Source organism: Antarctobacter sp. (assembly GCF_034670325.1).
Classification (GTDB): domain Bacteria; phylum Pseudomonadota; class Alphaproteobacteria; order Rhodobacterales; family Rhodobacteraceae; genus Antarctobacter.
In genome coordinates, this window is the sequence record NZ_JAXMNR010000001.1 from 53163 (window position 1) to 70047 (window position 16885).

Annotated in this window: 16 protein-coding genes; 14 read left to right on the top strand and 2 right to left on the bottom strand. The window is 63.8% G+C overall.

Features of this window, described 5'->3' with window-relative positions; genetic code table 11:
• Window positions 1-6: 6 nt before the first annotated feature.
• Together VOI21_RS00270 and fdhF are read right to left on the bottom strand one after the other, a co-directional pair.
• The gene (locus tag VOI21_RS00270) at window positions 7-1212 is read right to left on the bottom strand and encodes a Zn-dependent hydrolase (RefSeq protein WP_416358940.1); all 1206 of its coding nucleotides are present in this window, start codon (window positions 1210-1212) and stop codon (window positions 7-9) included.
• 194 nt (window positions 1213-1406) lie between these two features.
• Window positions 1407-4190 (bottom strand): formate dehydrogenase subunit alpha, encoded by a 2784-nt coding sequence (gene fdhF, locus VOI21_RS00275; protein WP_323766530.1) that lies wholly within the window; start codon window positions 4188-4190, stop codon window positions 1407-1409.
• A 342-nt stretch (window positions 4191-4532) separates the two neighbouring features.
• Between fdhF and VOI21_RS00280 the strand changes: the two genes are divergently transcribed.
• The 14 genes from VOI21_RS00280 (at window position 4533) to VOI21_RS00345 (ending at window position 16849) form a co-directional block, all read left to right on the top strand.
• On the top strand, window positions 4533-5012 hold the full coding sequence (locus tag VOI21_RS00280) for a VOC family protein (protein WP_416358941.1): 480 nt from the start codon (window positions 4533-4535) through the stop codon (window positions 5010-5012).
• Window positions 5013-5073: 61 nt separating this feature from the next.
• Entirely contained in the window at window positions 5074-5934 is an 861-nt protein-coding gene (locus VOI21_RS00285; protein WP_323766532.1) for a branched-chain amino acid aminotransferase, read from the top strand.
• A gap of 53 nt (window positions 5935-5987) precedes the next feature.
• Window positions 5988-6443, top strand: a complete 456-nt coding sequence (locus VOI21_RS00290; RefSeq protein ID WP_323766534.1) for a universal stress protein — start codon at window positions 5988-5990, stop codon at window positions 6441-6443.
• Between the two features lie 227 nt (window positions 6444-6670).
• Window positions 6671-7234 carry a NifU family protein gene (locus VOI21_RS00295; RefSeq protein WP_323766536.1) on the top strand — a complete coding sequence of 188 codons (564 nt, stop codon included), beginning with the start codon at window positions 6671-6673 and terminating at the stop codon, window positions 7232-7234.
• A gap of 116 nt (window positions 7235-7350) precedes the next feature.
• The gene (gene tsaB / locus VOI21_RS00300; protein ID WP_323766538.1) at window positions 7351-8004 is read left to right on the top strand and encodes a tRNA (adenosine(37)-N6)-threonylcarbamoyltransferase complex dimerization subunit type 1 TsaB; all 654 of its coding nucleotides are present in this window, start codon (window positions 7351-7353) and stop codon (window positions 8002-8004) included.
• Entirely contained in the window at window positions 7994-8407 is a 414-nt protein-coding gene (locus VOI21_RS00305) for a GNAT family N-acetyltransferase (RefSeq protein ID WP_323766540.1), read from the top strand. Before tsaB ends, VOI21_RS00305 begins: the two co-directional genes overlap by 11 nt.
• Window positions 8408-8532: 125 nt before the next feature.
• Window positions 8533-9537, top strand: a complete 1005-nt coding sequence (locus VOI21_RS00310) for a BMP family ABC transporter substrate-binding protein (RefSeq protein ID WP_323766542.1) — start codon at window positions 8533-8535, stop codon at window positions 9535-9537.
• Between the two features lie 578 nt (window positions 9538-10115).
• Window positions 10116-11726, top strand: coding sequence for an ABC transporter ATP-binding protein (locus VOI21_RS00315; protein ID WP_323766544.1), 1611 nt, complete (start codon window positions 10116-10118; stop codon window positions 11724-11726).
• Entirely contained in the window at window positions 11719-12555 is an 837-nt protein-coding gene (locus tag VOI21_RS00320) for a type VI secretion system-associated protein TagO (RefSeq protein ID WP_323766546.1), read from the top strand. The genes VOI21_RS00315 and VOI21_RS00320 overlap by 8 nt, the downstream gene beginning before the upstream one ends.
• A gap of 39 nt (window positions 12556-12594) precedes the next feature.
• Complete coding sequence (locus VOI21_RS00325) at window positions 12595-13689, top strand: ABC transporter permease (protein ID WP_323766548.1); 1095 nt, start codon at window positions 12595-12597, stop codon at window positions 13687-13689.
• Complete coding sequence (locus tag VOI21_RS00330; protein ID WP_323766550.1) at window positions 13689-14654, top strand: ABC transporter permease; 966 nt, start codon at window positions 13689-13691, stop codon at window positions 14652-14654. Before VOI21_RS00325 ends, VOI21_RS00330 begins: the two co-directional genes overlap by 1 nt.
• Window positions 14655-14754: 100 nt before the next feature.
• Entirely contained in the window at window positions 14755-15669 is a 915-nt protein-coding gene (locus VOI21_RS00335) for a sulfite exporter TauE/SafE family protein (RefSeq protein WP_323766552.1), read from the top strand.
• Window positions 15666-16421, top strand: a complete 756-nt coding sequence (locus VOI21_RS00340; RefSeq protein WP_323766554.1) for a TIGR02186 family protein — start codon at window positions 15666-15668, stop codon at window positions 16419-16421. Before VOI21_RS00335 ends, VOI21_RS00340 begins: the two co-directional genes overlap by 4 nt.
• Window positions 16418-16849 carry an acyl-CoA thioesterase gene (locus VOI21_RS00345; RefSeq protein WP_323766556.1) on the top strand — a complete coding sequence of 144 codons (432 nt, stop codon included), beginning with the start codon at window positions 16418-16420 and terminating at the stop codon, window positions 16847-16849. The genes VOI21_RS00340 and VOI21_RS00345 overlap by 4 nt, the downstream gene beginning before the upstream one ends.
• Window positions 16850-16885 lie beyond the last annotated feature (36 nt).

Sequence of the window (16885 nt, forward strand, 5' to 3'; positions counted from 1 at the left end):
CACCGCTCACCCCACAATCCGTGCCACCGCTCCGGCCAGCACCTTCAGCCCGGTCACCAGATCCGCCTCATTCGTATCCTCCGCGAAATCATGGCTGATCCCGCCAATGGACGGCACAAACAGCATCGCGGCAGGCATCATCCGCGCCATGTTCGACGCATCGTGCAACGCGCCCGAGGGCATGACCCGCCAACGCCCCGGCACCTCCGCCTCTGCCGCCTCCGCCAAGGCCGCGCGGAACCCCGCATCCATCGCCACCGGCGCAATCCCCAGCATCGGCCCGGAACTGACCTCCAGTCCGCGCGCGGCGGCCACCTCTTGCGCGGTCTCGCGAATGACCTCTTCCATCCGATCCAGCCGCGCCACATCCCCGTCCCGCCACTGCATCGAAAACTTCACCTTGCCCGGCACAATGGAATGCGCGTTCGGGTGCAGGGTGACATGGCCGATCGTCCAGACCGTCGCAGGGGTCACGACATTTTGCAGCCGGTCATTCAACAGCGCATTAAACGCGGACAAGGCCTGAAACGCATCCTTGCGCAGTGCCATCGGCGTGGTGCCCGCATGGTTCTGCTGGCCCTCGAAGGTGACAACCATGTCACGGATCCCGACAATGGCCTCGACCACGCCAACGGCCTCTCCCGAGGTGTCCATCACCGGCCCCTGCTCGATATGCATCTCCAGAAACCCGGTGAACCGCGCCGGGTCGACCCAGTCGCCCAGCCGATCACCCATCGCCGCCCGCGCTTGCGGCAGCGTCACCCCCTGCGGGTCGACCAAACCGTCCAGCTTGTCGCGCGCCAATGCCCCAGACCACGCCGCACTGCCCGTGGTCACGCCAAACCGGCCCTCTTCATCCTGAAACGACACGCAGGATACCGGCGGGCTACCCGCCTCGCGCGCCGCCCGCGCCACCTCCAACGCTGCGATCACACCCAGAGCCCCGTCCAGCCAGCCGCCCTCGGGCTGGCTGTCAGAATGCGACCCCAACAGCAGAGACGGCCCCTCGCACAGCCCGAACACCGACCCCATCGGATCGACCTGCACCGACAAACCGGCGGCCGCCATCCGCCCCGCCAACCAGTCCCGCGCCGCAATGTCCGCCTCCGAATAGGCCGGGCGCACAACACCCTTGCCCACCCCCGACGCGCCAAAGCCACGCAGATCGTGCAAGTCTTGCAGAAAACGATCCGGATCAACGGGAATAGACATGCGAGCCTCCTACAGACACCGCCGCAGGCACAGACCCGCAGCTTCTTCTTGGTGACAATACTCACAATCCCGGCCCGAAACTTCAAGCCAACAGCCCGGACCCGGGCACAACAGCCGCCGCACCCGGCCCGAGGCAAAGGCCGCAGGCCACAGCCGAGACAAACAGAGCGCGCCCTTGGGCGCGCCCCTTTGGATCACTCCGCCGCGACCGGGGCGCCACCGGCCTTTTCGACCCGCACCGCCGAATACTTGAACTCGGGGATCTTGCCGAAAGGGTCCAGCGCCGGGTTGGTCAGGATATTGGCCGCCGCCTCGACATAGGCGAAGGGCAGGAACACCATGTCCGGGGCCACCGCCCGGTCCGCCCGCGCCATCACCTCGACCGTGCCGCGCCGCGTGGTCAACCGCACATGGCCGCCCGGCTCCACCCCCAGCTTGCGCAGGGTCGACGGATGCAGCGAACAGTTTGCCTCCGGCTCCATCGCGTCCAGCACCGTTGCGCGCCGTGTCATCGACCCGGTGTGCCAGTGTTCCAACTGCCGTCCCGTGGTCAGGATCATCGGGAAACTGTCGTCCGGCATTTCCGCCGGCGGCGTCACCCGTGCGGGTGTGAACTTGGCCCGCCCCGCACGACGGGGAAAGCCATCGCCAAACACCACTGCCTGCCCCGGATCGTTCGGCCCCGTGCAGGGATAGGTGACGGCGGATTCCGTCTCCAGCCGTTTCCAGGTGATGTGGTGCAGACTGCGCATCGACATCTTCATCTCGTCAAAGACTTCACGCGGGTCGTCATAGTCCCAGTCCAACCCGATGCGCCGCGCCAGATCGACGGTGATCTGCCAGTCCTCCCGCGCCTCGCCGGGGGGGGTCACCGCCTTGCGCGCCATCTGCACCTGACGGTTGGTATTGGTCACCGTCCCGGTCTTTTCCGGCAGCGCCGAGGCGGGCAGGATCACGTCGGCATAGTTCGCCGTCTCGGTCAAAAAGATGTCCTGCACCACCAGATGATCCAGCTTGGCCAGCGCCTTGCGGGCATGTTCCACATCCGGATCGCTCATCGCCGGGTTCTCCCCCAGCACGTACATCCCCTTGATCTCACCGCGATAAACGCGGTCCATGATCTCGACCACGGTCAAACCGGGGGCGGCCTGAATCTCGGTGCCGCGCCAGATGTGCTTGAACAACTCACGGACCTCGACGTCCGTCACGGACTGATAGTCGGGCATCACCTGCGGGATCAGGCCCGCGTCCGACGCGCCCTGCACGTTGTTCTGTCCGCGCAGCGGGTGCAGGCCGGTGCCCGACCGCCCCACTTGTCCACACAACAACGCCAGCGAAATCAGACAGCGCGAGTTGTCGGTGCCGTGAATGTGCTGACTGATCCCCATGCCCCAGAAGATCATCGCCCGCTGCGCGCTGGCATACTTTCGCGCGACGGTCTTGATCGTCTCGGCATCAATCCCGCAGAGTTCGGACATGCGTTCGGGCGTAAAGGCGCGGATATGATCGCGGAACTCGAAGAAGCCCTCGGTAAAGCCCTCGATATACTGCCGGTCGTACAGCTTTTCCTCGACAATCACGTTCATGATCGCGTTCAGCAGCGCCACATCGGTGCCGGGGCGGAATTGCAACATATGGGCCGCGTGCCGCTTCATCGCGGTGCCGCGCGGGTCCATGATGATCAGCTCGCCGCCGCGCTTGGCGAACTGCTTGAAATAGGTCGCCGCGACGGGATGGTTTTCGGTCGGGTTTGCGCCGATCACAATCGCCAGATCGGCGTTCTCGATCTCGTTAAAGCTGGCCGTGACCGCACCAGAGCCGACGTTTTCCATCAGCGCCGCCACCGATGAGGCATGGCACAGCCGCGTGCAGTGATCGACGTTGTTATGGCCAAAGCCCTGCCGGATGAACTTCTGGAACAGGTAGGCCTCCTCGTTGGTGCATTTGGCGCTGCCAAAGCCCGCGACAGAGGTGCCGCCATAGTAGCTGCGCAGGTCCGCCAAACCGTGCGCCGCCTTTTCCATCGCCTCTTCCCATGTCGCCTCGCGGAAATGCGTCCACGGGTTATTCGGATCGACGTTCAGACCCTTTTCCGGCGCGTCATCGCGGCGGATCAGCGGTTTGGTCAGCCGGTGCGGGTGGTGGATATAGTCAAAGCCAAAGCGCCCCTTGACGCACAGCCGCCCCTCGTTCGCCGGGCCATTGATGCCCTCGACGTATTTGACCTTGCCGTCCTTGACCTTGACCGACACCTGACAGCCGACGCCGCAGAACGGACAGACGGACTTCACCTCTTCGTCGAAATCCTTGCTGTCGCCAACCTGCGCCTCGTTGACCACGCTCGACGGCATCAGCGCGCCGGTCGGACAGGCCTGTACGCATTCACCACAGGCCACGCAGGACGACGCGCCCATCGGGTCTTCGAGGTCAAACACCGGGTAGGCGTCGTGCCCGCGCCCGGCCATGCCGATCACGTCATTCACCTGCACCTCGCGGCAGGCCCGCACGCACAACCCGCACTGGATGCAGGCATCCAGATTGACCTTCATTGCGATATGGCTGTCGTCCAGCAGCGGAATGCGTTCTGCCTCCAGCGTCGGAAACCGCGACTCTGAAACGCCGTTCTCTTCGGCCATGTCCCACAATTGCGAGGACTTGTCATGCGCCGCGTCCCGCTCTGGCTGATCGGCCAGCAATAGTTCCATCACCATTTTGCGGGCGGTTTTCGCGCGCGCAGTGGCGGTCTGGACCACCATGCCCTCGGCAGGTTCGCGGATACAGGAGGCCGCCAGCACGCGCTCGCCCTCGATCTCGACCATGCAGGCGCGGCAGTTGCCGTCGGGGCGATAGCCCGGCTGTGGCTTGTGGCACAGATGCGGAATCTTGAGACCGCGGCCGTTGGCCACCTCCCAGATCGTCATGCCTTGTTCCGCTTCGACCTCTTGGCCGTCTAGCGTGAATCGGATCGTTTCGGACATGCGCTTCTCCCGTCTTCTGCGCCTGTATAAAGCATGGGGCGCGTCGGTTTCGCTGGCCAATCCCGACAGGATCGCGTGTTTTTGCGGCCAAGCGGTTTCCGATGCGACACGGGTTGCTCTAAAACAGGCCGGTCTGTCCTATCTGTTGCGGACATCGTGATGCGCGGGTCGCCGAATTGGCAACATCGACAAAAGGCGCGACCCGCGGCGTTCGCCGGGTTCGGGGCCCGCCCGACCACGCTGCCGGGGCCGATCTGCGCGCCTTTGCACCAATGGCCTTCGGGACTTGGGACTTATCAGGGCAGGGCCAATACGCCATCTTCTGGTGTAAAGGAGATTACCATGCCCGCACATCCCGAAACCCGCATCGGCCACGTTCACCTGAAAGTCACCGACCTCGACCGCTCCATCGCCTTTTACCGCGATGTGATCGGGCTGGAGGTCATGCAATCTTATGGCGCGCAGGCGGCCTTTCTGTCCGCTGGCGGCTATCACCACCACATCGGCCTGAACACCTGGCACAGCAAGAACGGCCCGCGCCCCGATCCGCGCGCGCCGGGCCTGTATCATACCGCCTTTGTCTACCCGGACCGTCCGGCCCTTGCGCAGGCGCTGAAAACCGCCCTCGACGCCGGGATCGAGATCGAGGGGGCCGCCGATCATGGCGTGTCAGAGGCGATCTATTTCTCGGACCCCGACGGCAACGGCATCGAAATCTACCGCGACCGCGCGCCCGAGGACTGGCACCGCGACGCAAACGGCACCCTCAAGATGGTCAACGCGCCGCTGGACCTGAACGCACTGCTGGCGGAGGCGGCGTAACGGCTCTGGACCTTCGCCGCCGCCGGGCCTAGCCTGCCGCAGTTCACCAGAGAGGCAAGGCATGGCGACCGGAACCAACATCCACACCTATTTCAACGGCACTTGGCACGAAGGCGACGCGATGATCATGCGCGCCGGGGATCACGGCGCGTGGCTGGGGTCCTCGGTTTTTGACGGCGCGCGCCATGTGCAGGGTGTCACCCCCGATCTGGACGCCCATTGCGCCCGGGTGAATCGATCGGCCGAGGCGCTGATGCTGCGCCCGACCGTTCAGACCGATGAGATGGTGCAGATCGTTCAGGAGGGGCTAAAGGCCTATGCCCCCGATGCCGCCGTCTATATCCGCCCGATGTACTGGGGCATTCATGGCGACATCACCGCCATCGTACCGCAACCGGATGAGACCGGCTTTGCCCTGTGTCTTGAGGAAATCCCGATGGCCCCGGAGACCGCCAGCGCCACGCTGGGCCACACCCGGTTCCGCCGACCGGTGTTGGAAAGCTCGGTCGTCAATGCCAAGGCCGGGTGCCTGTATCCCAACAACGCCCGGATGCTGGCCGATGTGCGGTCGCGCGGGTTTGCCAACGCGCTGGTCGCCGATGCCCTTGGCAATGTCGCCGAAACCGCCACGGCCAACATCTTTATGGTGCGCGACGGCGTGGTCTTTACCCCCATCCCCAACGGCACTTTCCTGTCGGGCATCACCCGCGGGCGCCACATCGCCAACCTGCGCGCCGATGGCGTCGAGGTGCAAGAGACGGTGCTGAGCTTTGAGGATTTCAACGCCGCCGATGAGGTCTTTATGTCCGGCAACATGAACAAGGTCACCCCCGTGACCGCGTTCGAGGACAAGTCCTATCAGGTTGGCCCCGTCACCCGCCGCGTGCGCGAAATGTACTGGGACTGGGCGCACAGCGGCTGATCGCTGGACAGCCACAGCCCGCTCTGCCACGATCCCCGCTCAGGAGAGTCTTCATGCGCAAGTTCCTTGTCGTCCTCGACGACAGCCGAGAGTGCCTGAACGCCATGCGCTTTGCCGCCATGCGCGCGGCCAAGTCAGGCGGCGGTGTCGCAATTCTGTCCGTCATCCCGCCGGATGAGTTCAACCACTGGATCGGTGTCGGCGACATCATGCGCGAAGAGGCCCGCGAACGGATTCACGCGCATTTTGAGGTTTTCGCCAAGTGGATGCGCGACAAGCAGGGTGTCGACCCCGAACTGGTGATCCGCGAGGGCGATCCGGCGACGGAAATCGTCGCTCAGGTGCAGGACGACTCTGAAATCGGCCTGCTGGTGCTGGGTGCGGCAGTTGACAAGAAAGGCCCCGGCCCGCTGGTCAGCCACATGACCCGGAATGCCGGGTCGCTGCCGGTCCCTGTCACGATCGTGCCGGGCGACCTGTCCAAAGAACGGCTTGAGGCGATCACCTGACCGCAGTCGGGCGGCGTCGCGTAGCGGGCGTCGGGATCGGAATCACCGCAGCACAAACACTCATGATCCACACGCTCTGAGCGTGTGCCACGGGCGTACAACGCCTGTCGTTATCCTTGCGCAAGGTCAAACCGGGGCATCGGGCGCACAGTTTAGAACCGTTCCAATCCTTGACGCCTGCCGCCCCGAGGCGCATATAGGGAACAACCAGAAAAGGGTGATCCAAGATGTTCATTCAAACCGAATCCACGCCCAACCCCGCCACCCTGAAATTCCTGCCCGGTCAGACCGTGCTGGACATGGGTACTGCGGACTTCCCCGCCCCCGAGGCCGCCAGCGCCTCGCCGCTGGCGCAGCGCCTGTTCGCGGTGGACGGCGTCACCGGCGTCTTCTTCGGCAATGACTTTGTCACCGTGACCAAAAGCGACGCCTCGGATTGGGACCACCTGAAACCCGCGATCCTCGGCGCGATCATGGAACACTTCCAGTCCGGCCAGCCGGTCATGATGGACGGTGCCGCGCAGGCGGGCGGCCATGCCGCGCATGACGGCGAGGATGCAGAGGTCGTCGGCCAGATCAAGGAACTGTTGGACAGCCGCGTGCGCCCCGCCGTGGCGCAGGACGGCGGCGACATCACCTTTCACGGGTTCGACCGTGGCGTTGTCTACCTGCACATGCAGGGGGCCTGCGCAGGCTGCCCCTCATCGACGCTGACGCTGAAAATGGGGATCGAGAACCTGCTGCGCCACTACATCCCCGAAGTGACAGAGGTCCGCCCCGTCGCGGTCTGAACGGTGCCAGACCCCAAGTCGGAACAGTTCACAGGGCGCTGCTATTGCGGCGCCCTTTCGCAATCTCGGGCCGCTCTGCCAAACGACCATGCCCCGGACACCCCCCGGATGACCCCATGCCCCTGATCCTTGGCTTCGACACCTCCGCCGCCCATGTCGGGGCGGCACTGTTTGACGGCGCAGAAGTGCGCGCCGCCGCCCATGAGGACATGGCGCGCGGGCAGGCCGAACGCCTGATCCCCCTGCTGACAGAGGTGCTGACCGAGGCCGGTCTGGGCTGGGGCGACCTCGACGCCATTGGCGTGGGCGTCGGCCCCGGCAATTTCACCGGCGTCCGCCTGTCCGTGGCCGCCGCCCGTGGGCTGGCGCTGTCGCTGGGCATCCCGGCGGTGGGTGTGTCCCTGCTAGATGCCGCCGCGCTGGATATCCCCGACCCGGTGCTGACCTGCCTCAGCGCCCCGCGCGATCAGGCCTATGTGCAATCGCAGGGCATGACCCCCGGCGTGGCCGCGCAACTGATCGCCATATCGGCGATCCCGGCAGACTGGGCACGCCTCGGCCTGACCTGCACCGGCTCCGCTGCCGAAGCGGTCGCCGCGCACCTGTCCGCCACCCACGCCCCCGCCCGCCATGCGCCCGCCGCCGCGGTGGCCCGCATCGCGGCAACGCGCTGGCAGGACGCGCCGCCGCGCCCCGCGCCGCTATACCTCAAACCCGCCGATGCCGCCCCGTCGCGCGACGCGCCGCCGGTGATTCTGGATGACGCCTGAGGCCCTGTCCGCGCTCACCCAGCGCGCCTACCGCCACCTGACCCCGTGGAGCGCGGCGCAATTCGAACAGACGCTCTCTGGCCGGTTCAGCCTGCTGACAAGCAGCGACCACGCCTTTGTGCTGGGCCAGATCATCGCCGATGAGGCCGAAATCCTCGCGCTTGCCGCCGATCCTGACAGGCAGCGCACCGGAGAGGCGACGCGCGCCTTGACCGCCTTTCACACGCAGGCCGCAGCGCGCGGCGCAATCCGTGTCTTCCTTGAGGTCGCCGCCGCGAATACCCCCGCCCGCGCCTTCTACACCCGGCATGGCTATGCCGAGGTCGGCCTGCGCCCTGGCTACTATCCACAGCCCGATGGCACCCGTGATGATGCGGTGATCATGTCCCGCACACTGCCCTGACGTAACGGCCTCCCCCTTGGCACTCCTGTAGAAATCGGTTGACCCCCCCTGTCCCCTGCGGCTTTCATTGCCGCATCATAAACAGACCGGGCGGAAAACCTGCCCGTCACACCAGGGAGCCTTTCATGACCTTCTTTGCCAAGACCCTCGGCACCGTCGCCGCTCTGGCACTCAGCGCCGGCGCGGCAGTTGCCGACGCGGCGCTGATCTACGACCTCGGCGGCAAGTTCGACAAATCCTTCAACGAGGCCGGGTTCAACGGTGCCGAACGGTACAAAGCCGAAACCGGTGGCAACTACCGCGACATCGAATTGCAGGCCGAAGCCCAGCGTGAGCAGGCCCTGCGCCGCTTTGCCGAGGCCGGGTTCAACCCGATCGTGACCACCGGCTTTTCCATGTCCTCGCCGATCGCTGCCGTGGCCCCCGACTATCCGGACACCAAGTTCGTGACCATCGACGGCTATGTCGATCCCGCCGCGCACCCGAACGTCCTGTCGATCCTGTTTGCCGAACATGAGGGCAGCTACCTTGTCGGCATGATGGCCGCGATGGCGTCCGAGTCGGACACCGTCGGTTTTGTCGGCGGCATGGACATCCCGCTGATCCGCAAGTTCGCCTGCGGCTATGCGCAGGGCGTGCTGGCCGTCAAACCTGACGCCAAGGTGATCGCGAACATGACCGGCACCACACCCGCCGCATGGAACGACCCGGTCAAAGGCTCGGAACTGGCCAAGGCACAGATTTCGCAGGGCGCGGACGTGATCTATGCCGCCGCTGGCGGCACTGGTCTGGGCGTGCTGCAAACCGCCGCCGATGAGGGCATCCTGTCGATCGGCGTGGACAGCAACCAGAACTACCTGCACCCCGGTTCGGTCCTGACCTCGATGCTCAAGCGTGTCGATGTCGCCGTGTTCGACGCCATGTCGGCGGGTGCCGATCTGGAAACCGGCGTGATTGCGCTGGGTCTGTCCAACAATGGCGTGGGCTACGCGCTGGACGACAACAACGCCGAACTGGTCAGCGCCGAGATGAAGGCCGCCGTGGATGCCGCGCGTGAGCAGATCATCGCAGGCGAGATTTCCGTCCACGACTATTCGGCCGACGACAGCTGCCCGGTTCTGAACTTCTGATCCCGCGACTGATCGCGATGCCAAAAGCATACCCACCGTTTAGCGACGGTGGGTATGCGTCGCCTGAGAGGAATAAAATTGATATACTATAGGCTTCTCATTGTAGCTTGTCTTGCGGCAGCTACTGGATGCACACCCACTAGCTTCTGGTACAAAGCAGGTGCTTCGACTTCAAAACTAAACTCTGATTTTGTGAACTGTCGAGTACGGGCCGCGCAAAGTGTTCCGGTAAACACGCAGGTTCGAACGACGCCGACATACGTGACGCCTGGGCAGACGAACTGTTATTCGACAGGCTACACCACCCAGTGCAACACTTACGGAGGACAAGTGCACGGTGGTCAAACTTATAGCTATGACTCCAACGAAAAACTTCGGAATGAAGTAGTCGCTCAATGTATGGCGCAAATGGGCTATCAATCGATTAGCCTCCCGAATTGCAGCAAGGAGCAAGCAAAAAACATGAAGCCTTACACTAACCTTCCGACAGTCAAAGAAAGTAGCTGCGTGGTTCAAACGAAAAGCGGTTCAAGGATCGTGAACCCCTAAGCAGTTGCAAATTCGAAAGCCGTCCAAACATGACCGATACCCCCGCCATCGAACTCAAGGGCATTTCCAAGTCCTTCGGCCCCGTGCAGGCCAACAAGGACATTGCGATCCGCGTGATGCCCGGCACGATCCACGGCATCATCGGTGAGAACGGCGCGGGCAAATCCACCCTGATGTCGATCCTCTACGGCTTTTACAAAGCCGACAAAGGTGAGATCTTCATCAACGGCAAAAAGACCCAGATCCCCGACAGTCAGGCCGCCATCAGCGCCGGCATCGGCATGGTCTTCCAGCATTTCAAGCTGGTCCAGAATTTCTCTGTCCTCGAAAATGTCATCCTTGGGGTTGAGGACGGCGCGCTGCTGCAACCCTCGCTGGCCAAGGCGCGCGGCGTGCTCAAACATCTGGCCGAGGAATATGAACTACAGGTCGATCCCGATGCGTTGATCGAGGATCTCTCCGTCGGCCACCAACAGCGGGTCGAGATCCTCAAGGCGCTCTACCGCGAGGCGGAAATCCTCATTCTGGATGAGCCGACCGGCGTGCTGACCCCCGCCGAGGCCGACCACCTGTTTCGCATCCTCGAAGGGCTGAAACGTGAGGGCAAGACCATCATCCTGATCACGCACAAACTGCGCGAGATCATGGAGATCACCGATACCGTTTCCGTCATGCGCCGGGGCGAGATGACCGCGACGGTCAAGACGTCAGAGACCAGCCCAGAACAGCTGGCAGAGCTGATGGTGGGCCGCAAGGTGCTGTTGCGCGTCGACAAGACCCCGGCCAAACCCGGCAAACCCGTGCTGGAGGTCGAGAATCTGCGCCACGTCGACGAGGCCGGTGTCGAGCGGCTGAAAGGCATCTCGCTCACCGTGCGCGCGGGGGAAATCCTTGGGCTGGCGGGCGTCTCCGGCAACGGACAGACCCATCTGCTGCATGTGCTGGGTGGCTACGCCGACGCCACCGGCACGGTGCGCGTAAACGGTCAGGACATCGACCTGACCGGCGATTATTCCGATGGCCAAAGCCGCCGCGCCCGCGGCATCGCCCATGTCCCCGAGGATCGCCACCACGAGGCGCTGATCTTGCCCTTCACCGCTTGGGAAAACCTGATCTTCGGCTATCACAACGACGCGGCCTATCAATCCGGCCCGCTGATGAACAACGCCGCGATCAAGGAAGAGGCGGCGCAAAAGATGATGCGGTTCGACGTCCGCCCGCCGAATGCCAACCTCGCCGCGCGCAATTTCTCCGGCGGCAACCAGCAAAAGCTGGTCCTCGCCCGCGAGATCGAACGCAACCCCGAAATCCTGCTGGTCGGCCAGCCCACCCGCGGCGTCGACATCGGCGCGATCGAGTTCATCCACCAGCAGATCGTCGCCCTGCGCGACAAGGGTAAGGCCATCCTGCTGGTCTCGGTCGAACTGGACGAAATCCTGTCCCTGTCGGACCGCATCGCAGTGATGTTCGACGGTCAGATCATGGGCGAACGGCTGCCGTCAGAGACCAACCAGACCGAACTGGGCCTGTTGATGGCGGGCGTGACAGAGATGCCCGACAAGGACAAACCGCTGATCGAGGTGGTGAACGCACAACTCGAAGCGAAAAAACAACGTGAGGAGGCGGCAAAGAATGGCTGACCTGCTGCGCGCATTTCTCTTGCCCGCGGTTCTGGCTGCGGCCCCCGCCTTCGCGTCCGATGGCGTTTATCTGGCCTGTTCATTCGAAACTCTCCCCGATGTGGTCACCCACTACCCGTCCGACCGCTTGCAGGATGCGACTCTCAGGTTCGGCGGTCGGGCCCCGGTCACACTCCATGTCGGGCAGGGCCAACACCGCTTTGAAAGCGCCAATGTCGAAGGCTACGGCCTGACCTTCGCCCCCCAGACCGGCATTCTACAGGTCAGCCTGGAAGGTCAGGTGATTTCTGAAGAGCAGGGGACCTGCCTGACCGTAAATGGCCCGGTCAACACCGATCCCCTGCGACTTGGCGCGCCCACGCCCACGCCGGTTCAGCCCGATCCCGGCAAATGGCAAGTCTCCAAGTCGGTATCAAAGTTCGACGACACCGCCACGGTTGTCCTGTCCCTGCCTGCCGAGAACACGCTTTACGACCGGTTCGGGCAGACAAAGTCCGCGGCCCTGTTTCTGCGCTGCAAGGAAAACACCACGGTCCTTTACGTCAACGCGGGCGGGTTCTTTCTGTCGGACATTCAGGGACGGGACCGTGTCGACATGCGCGTGGACACGCAAAAGCCGTTTGCGAAGTCCATGAACGTCTCGACGGACAACACGGCGCTTGGCCTGTGGAACGGGGGCGTCTCTATCCCGGTGATCAAGCAGTTGCTGGGGGGTGAGACATTGTTCCTGCGACTGACGCCCCACAGCGAAAGCCCGCTGGAGATAGAATTCGACATACGCGGCCTTGAAGAGGCCGTGCGCCCGTTGAGGGACGCATGCCATTGGTAAGGAAGATCAGAATGCCCAGAACCTACGCGGGGATCCAATATGGATAAGATGCCAGCCTGGGCCGACGCGGTCCTTGTCCCCTTGATCTCGGTCCTGCTGGCCGCCTTCATTTCGGCGCTGGTGATCCTCGCCATCGGCGAAAACCCGGTCACGGCCTTTCAGTTGATGGTCGACGGCGCGCTGATGAAATCCTCTGGCTGGGGCTATACGCTCTATTACGCCACCAATTTCACCTTCACCGGGCTGGCCGTCGCGGTCGCCTTTCAGGCCAAGATGTTCAACATCGGCGGCGAAGGGCAGGCCCTGATCGGCGGACTGGGCGTGGCTCTGGCCTGCCTCTATGTGCCGTGGCCGCACTGGACCATTGCCCTGATCGGGGCCACCGCCTCTTCGGCGATCTTCGGGGCGGCCTGGGCGCTGATCCCCGGCTATCTTCAGGCCAAGCGCGGCAGCCATATCGTGATCACCACCATCATGTTCAACTTCATCGCCTCGGCGGTGCTGAACTACGTGCTGGTCAACGTCCTGAAACCCAAAGGCGCGATGGAGCCAGCCTCCGGCCGCTTCCCCGAAGAGACCTTTTTGCCAACCTTCCAGCAGATGTTTTCAACCTCTGAAACGGTGCTGTTCCGGGGCTCCCCGGCCAACGTCACCTTCTTTGTCGCCATTCTGGCCTGCATCCTGGTCTGGCTGCTGATCTGGCGCACCCGTCTGGGCTATGAAATCCGCGCCTTTGGCAACTCCGAGACCGCCGCAAAATACGCCGGTATTTCGCCCGTGCGCATCACCGTCATCACCATGCTGATCTCGGGCGGACTGGCGGGCATGATGGCGCTGAACACCACCATGGGAGAGGCAGAGCGGCTGGTGCTGAACGCCTCCGAAGGGGCGGGTTTCCTCGGCATCGCGGTGGCGCTGATGGGCCGCTCACACCCGGTCGGGGTCTTTCTGGCCGCGCTGCTGTTCGGCTTTCTCTATCAGGGCGGGGCAGAGCTTGCCTTCTGGACCTCGATCCCGCGTGAACTGGTGACGGTCATTCAGGCGCTGGTGATCCTGTTCACAGGCGCGCTGGACAATATGATCCGAATGCCGCTGGAAAAAATCTTTCTCTCCTTCCGCAAGGGAGACGCATGATGGATTTCAATACAGTCATTCAGGTGCTCGACAGCACCGTGCGCCTGTCCACACCGTTGTTGCTGGCCTGCCTTGCCGGGCTGTTTTCGGAACGCTCCGGCATTGTCGACATCGGGCTTGAGGGCAAGATGCTGATCGCCGGGTTCTTTTCCGCCGCCATCGCCTTTATGACCGGGTCGGTCTGGTTGGGTCTGCTGGCGGGCATCGCCTCGTCGATGGCGCTGTCGGCGGTGCACGGACTGGCCTCGATCACCTTTCGCGGTAACCAGATCATCTCGGGCGTGGCGCTGAACTTTCTCGCCTCGGGGCTGACCGTGCTGATCGCCCAGACGTGGTTTTCCCAAGGCGGCCGCACCCCCTCGCTGGTGGGGGGCGCGCGGTTCAGTGAACTGACCCTGCCCTTTGCCGACAGCCTGCGCCCGGTGCCGGTGATCGGCCCGATCTACGCTGACCTGATTTCGGGACATTCGATCCTTGTCTATGTCGCCTTCCTGATGGTGCCGCTGACATGGTGGATCCTGTTCCGCACCCGGTTCGGCCTGCGCCTGCGCGCGGTGGGTGAGGCCCCCGAGGCGGTGGACACCGCCGGGGTTTCGGTTGTCGGCTTGCGTTTTGCCTCCATCGCCATCGCAGGCGTGCTCTGCGGTCTGGCGGGGGCCTACCTTGCCACCGGCCTGCAAGCGGGCTTTGTGCGTGAGATGACGGCAGGGCGGGGCTATATCGCGCTGGCGGCGCTGATCTTCGCCAAATGGCGGCCGTGGTACGCGCTGGGGGCCTGCCTGCTCTTTGGCTTTCTGCAGGCGGTGGCGCTGCGATTCCAGAACATCGACCTTGGCGCTTTTGTCGTCCCGGTACAGGTCATGGACGCGCTGCCCTACATCCTGACCGTGGTCATCCTCGCCGGGTTCGTGGGCAAGGCGATCCCGCCCCGCGCTGGCGGTGAACCCTATGTGAAAGAGCGGTAAGGGTCCTCTTCAACCCACTGCGCGCCCGCAGGCGCAAACAGGCCGAAAATGCCGCATTGCAGCACTTGCAAAGCCACCATGCTTGAGGATAGCTTGCGCCATGCAGGTCTACCTCCCGATTGCCGAAGTGTCAGTCAACGTCTTCCTCCTTCTGGGGCTTGGCGGGCTTGTCGGCATTTTGTCTGGGATGTTCGGCGTGGGTGGCGGGTTTCTGATGACACCGCTGCTGTTTTTCATCGGCGTCCCGCCCGCCGTGGCCGTGGCCACCGGGGCAAACCAGATTGTCGCCTCGTCCGTGTCCGGATTGATGGCACACCTCAAACGTAAGACGGTGGACCTCCGAATGGGCACGGTCCTGCTGATCGGCGGCCTTATCGGGGCGGCCTTTGGCGTTGTGCTGTTCAATTATCTGAAATCGCTGGGTCAGGTCGATCTGCTGATCAACCTGTGTTACGTCGTCTTCCTTGGCATCATCGGCGCGCTGATGTTCGTCGAAAGCCTGAACGCCCTGCGCAAATCCCGCCGCGGCGCGCCGCCGAAACGCAAGAAACACAACTGGGTCCACGCGCTGCCCTTCAAGATCCGCTTTCGCACCTCCGGTCTCTATATCTCCGTGATCCCGCCGTTGCTGGTCGGTCTTGCCGTCGGCGTGCTGGCGGCGGTCATGGGTGTGGGCGGCGGCTTTATCATGGTGCCCGCGATGATCTACCTGCTGAACATGCCGACCAAGGTCGTCATCGGCACCTCGCTGTTCCAGATCATCTTCGTCACCGCCTTCACCACCCTGCTGCACGCCACCACCAACTACACCGTCGACGTGATGCTGGCGGTGCTGCTGCTGGTCGGCGGCGTGATCGGCGCACAGGTCGGCACCACCATCGGTATGCGCCTGCGGGCCGAACAACTGCGCATCCTGCTGGCCGGGCTCGTGCTGTTGGTCTGCGGCAAGCTGGCGCTCGACCTGCTGCTCACCCCGTCAGAACTCTATGTCATCGCCGAAAGTGCCGGATCATGATGCGCTGGCTGCTCCTGTTCCTCGTCGCTGCCCTGCCCGCCCGGGCAGAAGAGGTGGTGCTCGGCCTGAGCAAGGACATCGTCCAGATCTCCACCGATTTCGACGGCTCAGACATCCTGATCTTCGGCGCGGTCAAGCGTGAAACACCCATCTCCGGCGACCCGCTGCAGGTCATCGTCGCCGTTGCCGGCCCGCACAAGCCGCTCACCGTCTGGCGTCAGGCCCGCCGCTTCGGCATCTGGGTCAACGCCCACGCGGTCGAGGTCGACGCCGCGCCCAGCTTCTACGCCATCGCCACCACCGCCCCGTGGGAGTCGGTGATCTCGGACACCGAAGACCTGCGCCACAGAATATCGATCCCGCGCGCGATCCGCTCTGTTGGCGCTCCGATGGACGTCCCCGACGCGCAAAGCTTCACCGAGGCGGTGATCCGCATCCGCACCCACGAAGGCACCTACCAACTGCTCGAAAACACCGTGACCCTGCGTGAGGAAACCCTCTTCAACACCGCCGTCTCGATGCCTGCCAACCTGACCGAAGGCACCTACCCCACCCGCATCTTCCTCACCCGCGGCGGCGAGGTGATCAGTTCCTATGAGACCGAAATCGAGGTGCGCAAGGTCGGCCTTGAACGCTGGCTCTTCGGCCTCTCTCGGCAACAGCCCTTGATCTACGGCCTGATGTCCCTCTTCATCGCCATCGCCGCAGGTTGGGGCGCGTCCGCCGCCTTCCGCGTCCTGAGGTCACAATGACCCGCCCGGCCCCCGGCACCCGCGCCGACTACCGCGCCTTTCGCACCCTGCCGACGCGCTGGATGGACAACGACGAATACGGCCACATGAACAACGCCACCTACCTGTCGCTTTTCGACACCGCGATCAGCCTGTGGCAAATGGAAAACGGCATCCCGATCCGGGGGCCAAACGCGATGCGCCTTCTGGTGGTCGAGACCGGCTGCCGCTACCACGCAGAGGCCGGGTTTCCCGACACGATCCACGCGGGCCTGCGCCTCGGCCACATCGGCACCTCCTCCATGCGCACAGAGATCGGCCTCTTTCGCAACGATGAGAACACAGCCTGCACAGAGGGCTTCTTCACCCAGGTCCTCACCGGGGCCCAGGGCCGCCCCGCACCGCTGCCTCTGCCACTCCGCGAGACTCTGCAGGCCCTCCTGCCCTGACCTCGCCAACAATCAGGCACTCCATCAGGACACTGC

What these genes read in the sequence shown, in the direction of transcription:
- VOI21_RS00315 (WP_323766544.1), top strand. Translation starts at nt 10,116, where the DNA reads ATGACCGATACCCCCGCCATCGAACTCAAGGGCATTTCCAAGTCCTTC.
- VOI21_RS00330 (WP_323766550.1), top strand. Translation starts at nt 13,689, where the DNA reads ATGGATTTCAATACAGTCATTCAGGTGCTCGACAGCACCGTGCGCCTG.
- VOI21_RS00335 (WP_323766552.1), top strand. Translation starts at nt 14,755, where the DNA reads ATGCAGGTCTACCTCCCGATTGCCGAAGTGTCAGTCAACGTCTTCCTC.
- VOI21_RS00270 (WP_416358940.1), bottom strand. Translation starts at nt 1,212, where the DNA reads ATGTCTATTCCCGTTGATCCGGATCGTTTTCTGCAAGACTTGCACGAT.
- VOI21_RS00305 (WP_323766540.1), top strand. Translation starts at nt 7,994, where the DNA reads ATGACGCCTGAGGCCCTGTCCGCGCTCACCCAGCGCGCCTACCGCCAC.
- VOI21_RS00280 (WP_416358941.1), top strand. Translation starts at nt 4,533, where the DNA reads ATGCCCGCACATCCCGAAACCCGCATCGGCCACGTTCACCTGAAAGTC.
- VOI21_RS00290 (WP_323766534.1), top strand. Translation starts at nt 5,988, where the DNA reads ATGCGCAAGTTCCTTGTCGTCCTCGACGACAGCCGAGAGTGCCTGAAC.
- tsaB (WP_323766538.1), top strand. Translation starts at nt 7,351, where the DNA reads ATGCCCCTGATCCTTGGCTTCGACACCTCCGCCGCCCATGTCGGGGCG.
- VOI21_RS00325 (WP_323766548.1), top strand. Translation starts at nt 12,595, where the DNA reads ATGGATAAGATGCCAGCCTGGGCCGACGCGGTCCTTGTCCCCTTGATC.
- VOI21_RS00320 (WP_323766546.1), top strand. Translation starts at nt 11,719, where the DNA reads ATGGCTGACCTGCTGCGCGCATTTCTCTTGCCCGCGGTTCTGGCTGCG.
- VOI21_RS00285 (WP_323766532.1), top strand. Translation starts at nt 5,074, where the DNA reads ATGGCGACCGGAACCAACATCCACACCTATTTCAACGGCACTTGGCAC.
- VOI21_RS00310 (WP_323766542.1), top strand. Translation starts at nt 8,533, where the DNA reads ATGACCTTCTTTGCCAAGACCCTCGGCACCGTCGCCGCTCTGGCACTC.
- VOI21_RS00295 (WP_323766536.1), top strand. Translation starts at nt 6,671, where the DNA reads ATGTTCATTCAAACCGAATCCACGCCCAACCCCGCCACCCTGAAATTC.
- VOI21_RS00345 (WP_323766556.1), top strand. Translation starts at nt 16,418, where the DNA reads ATGACCCGCCCGGCCCCCGGCACCCGCGCCGACTACCGCGCCTTTCGC.
- VOI21_RS00340 (WP_323766554.1), top strand. Translation starts at nt 15,666, where the DNA reads ATGATGCGCTGGCTGCTCCTGTTCCTCGTCGCTGCCCTGCCCGCCCGG.
- fdhF (WP_323766530.1), bottom strand. Translation starts at nt 4,190, where the DNA reads ATGTCCGAAACGATCCGATTCACGCTAGACGGCCAAGAGGTCGAAGCG.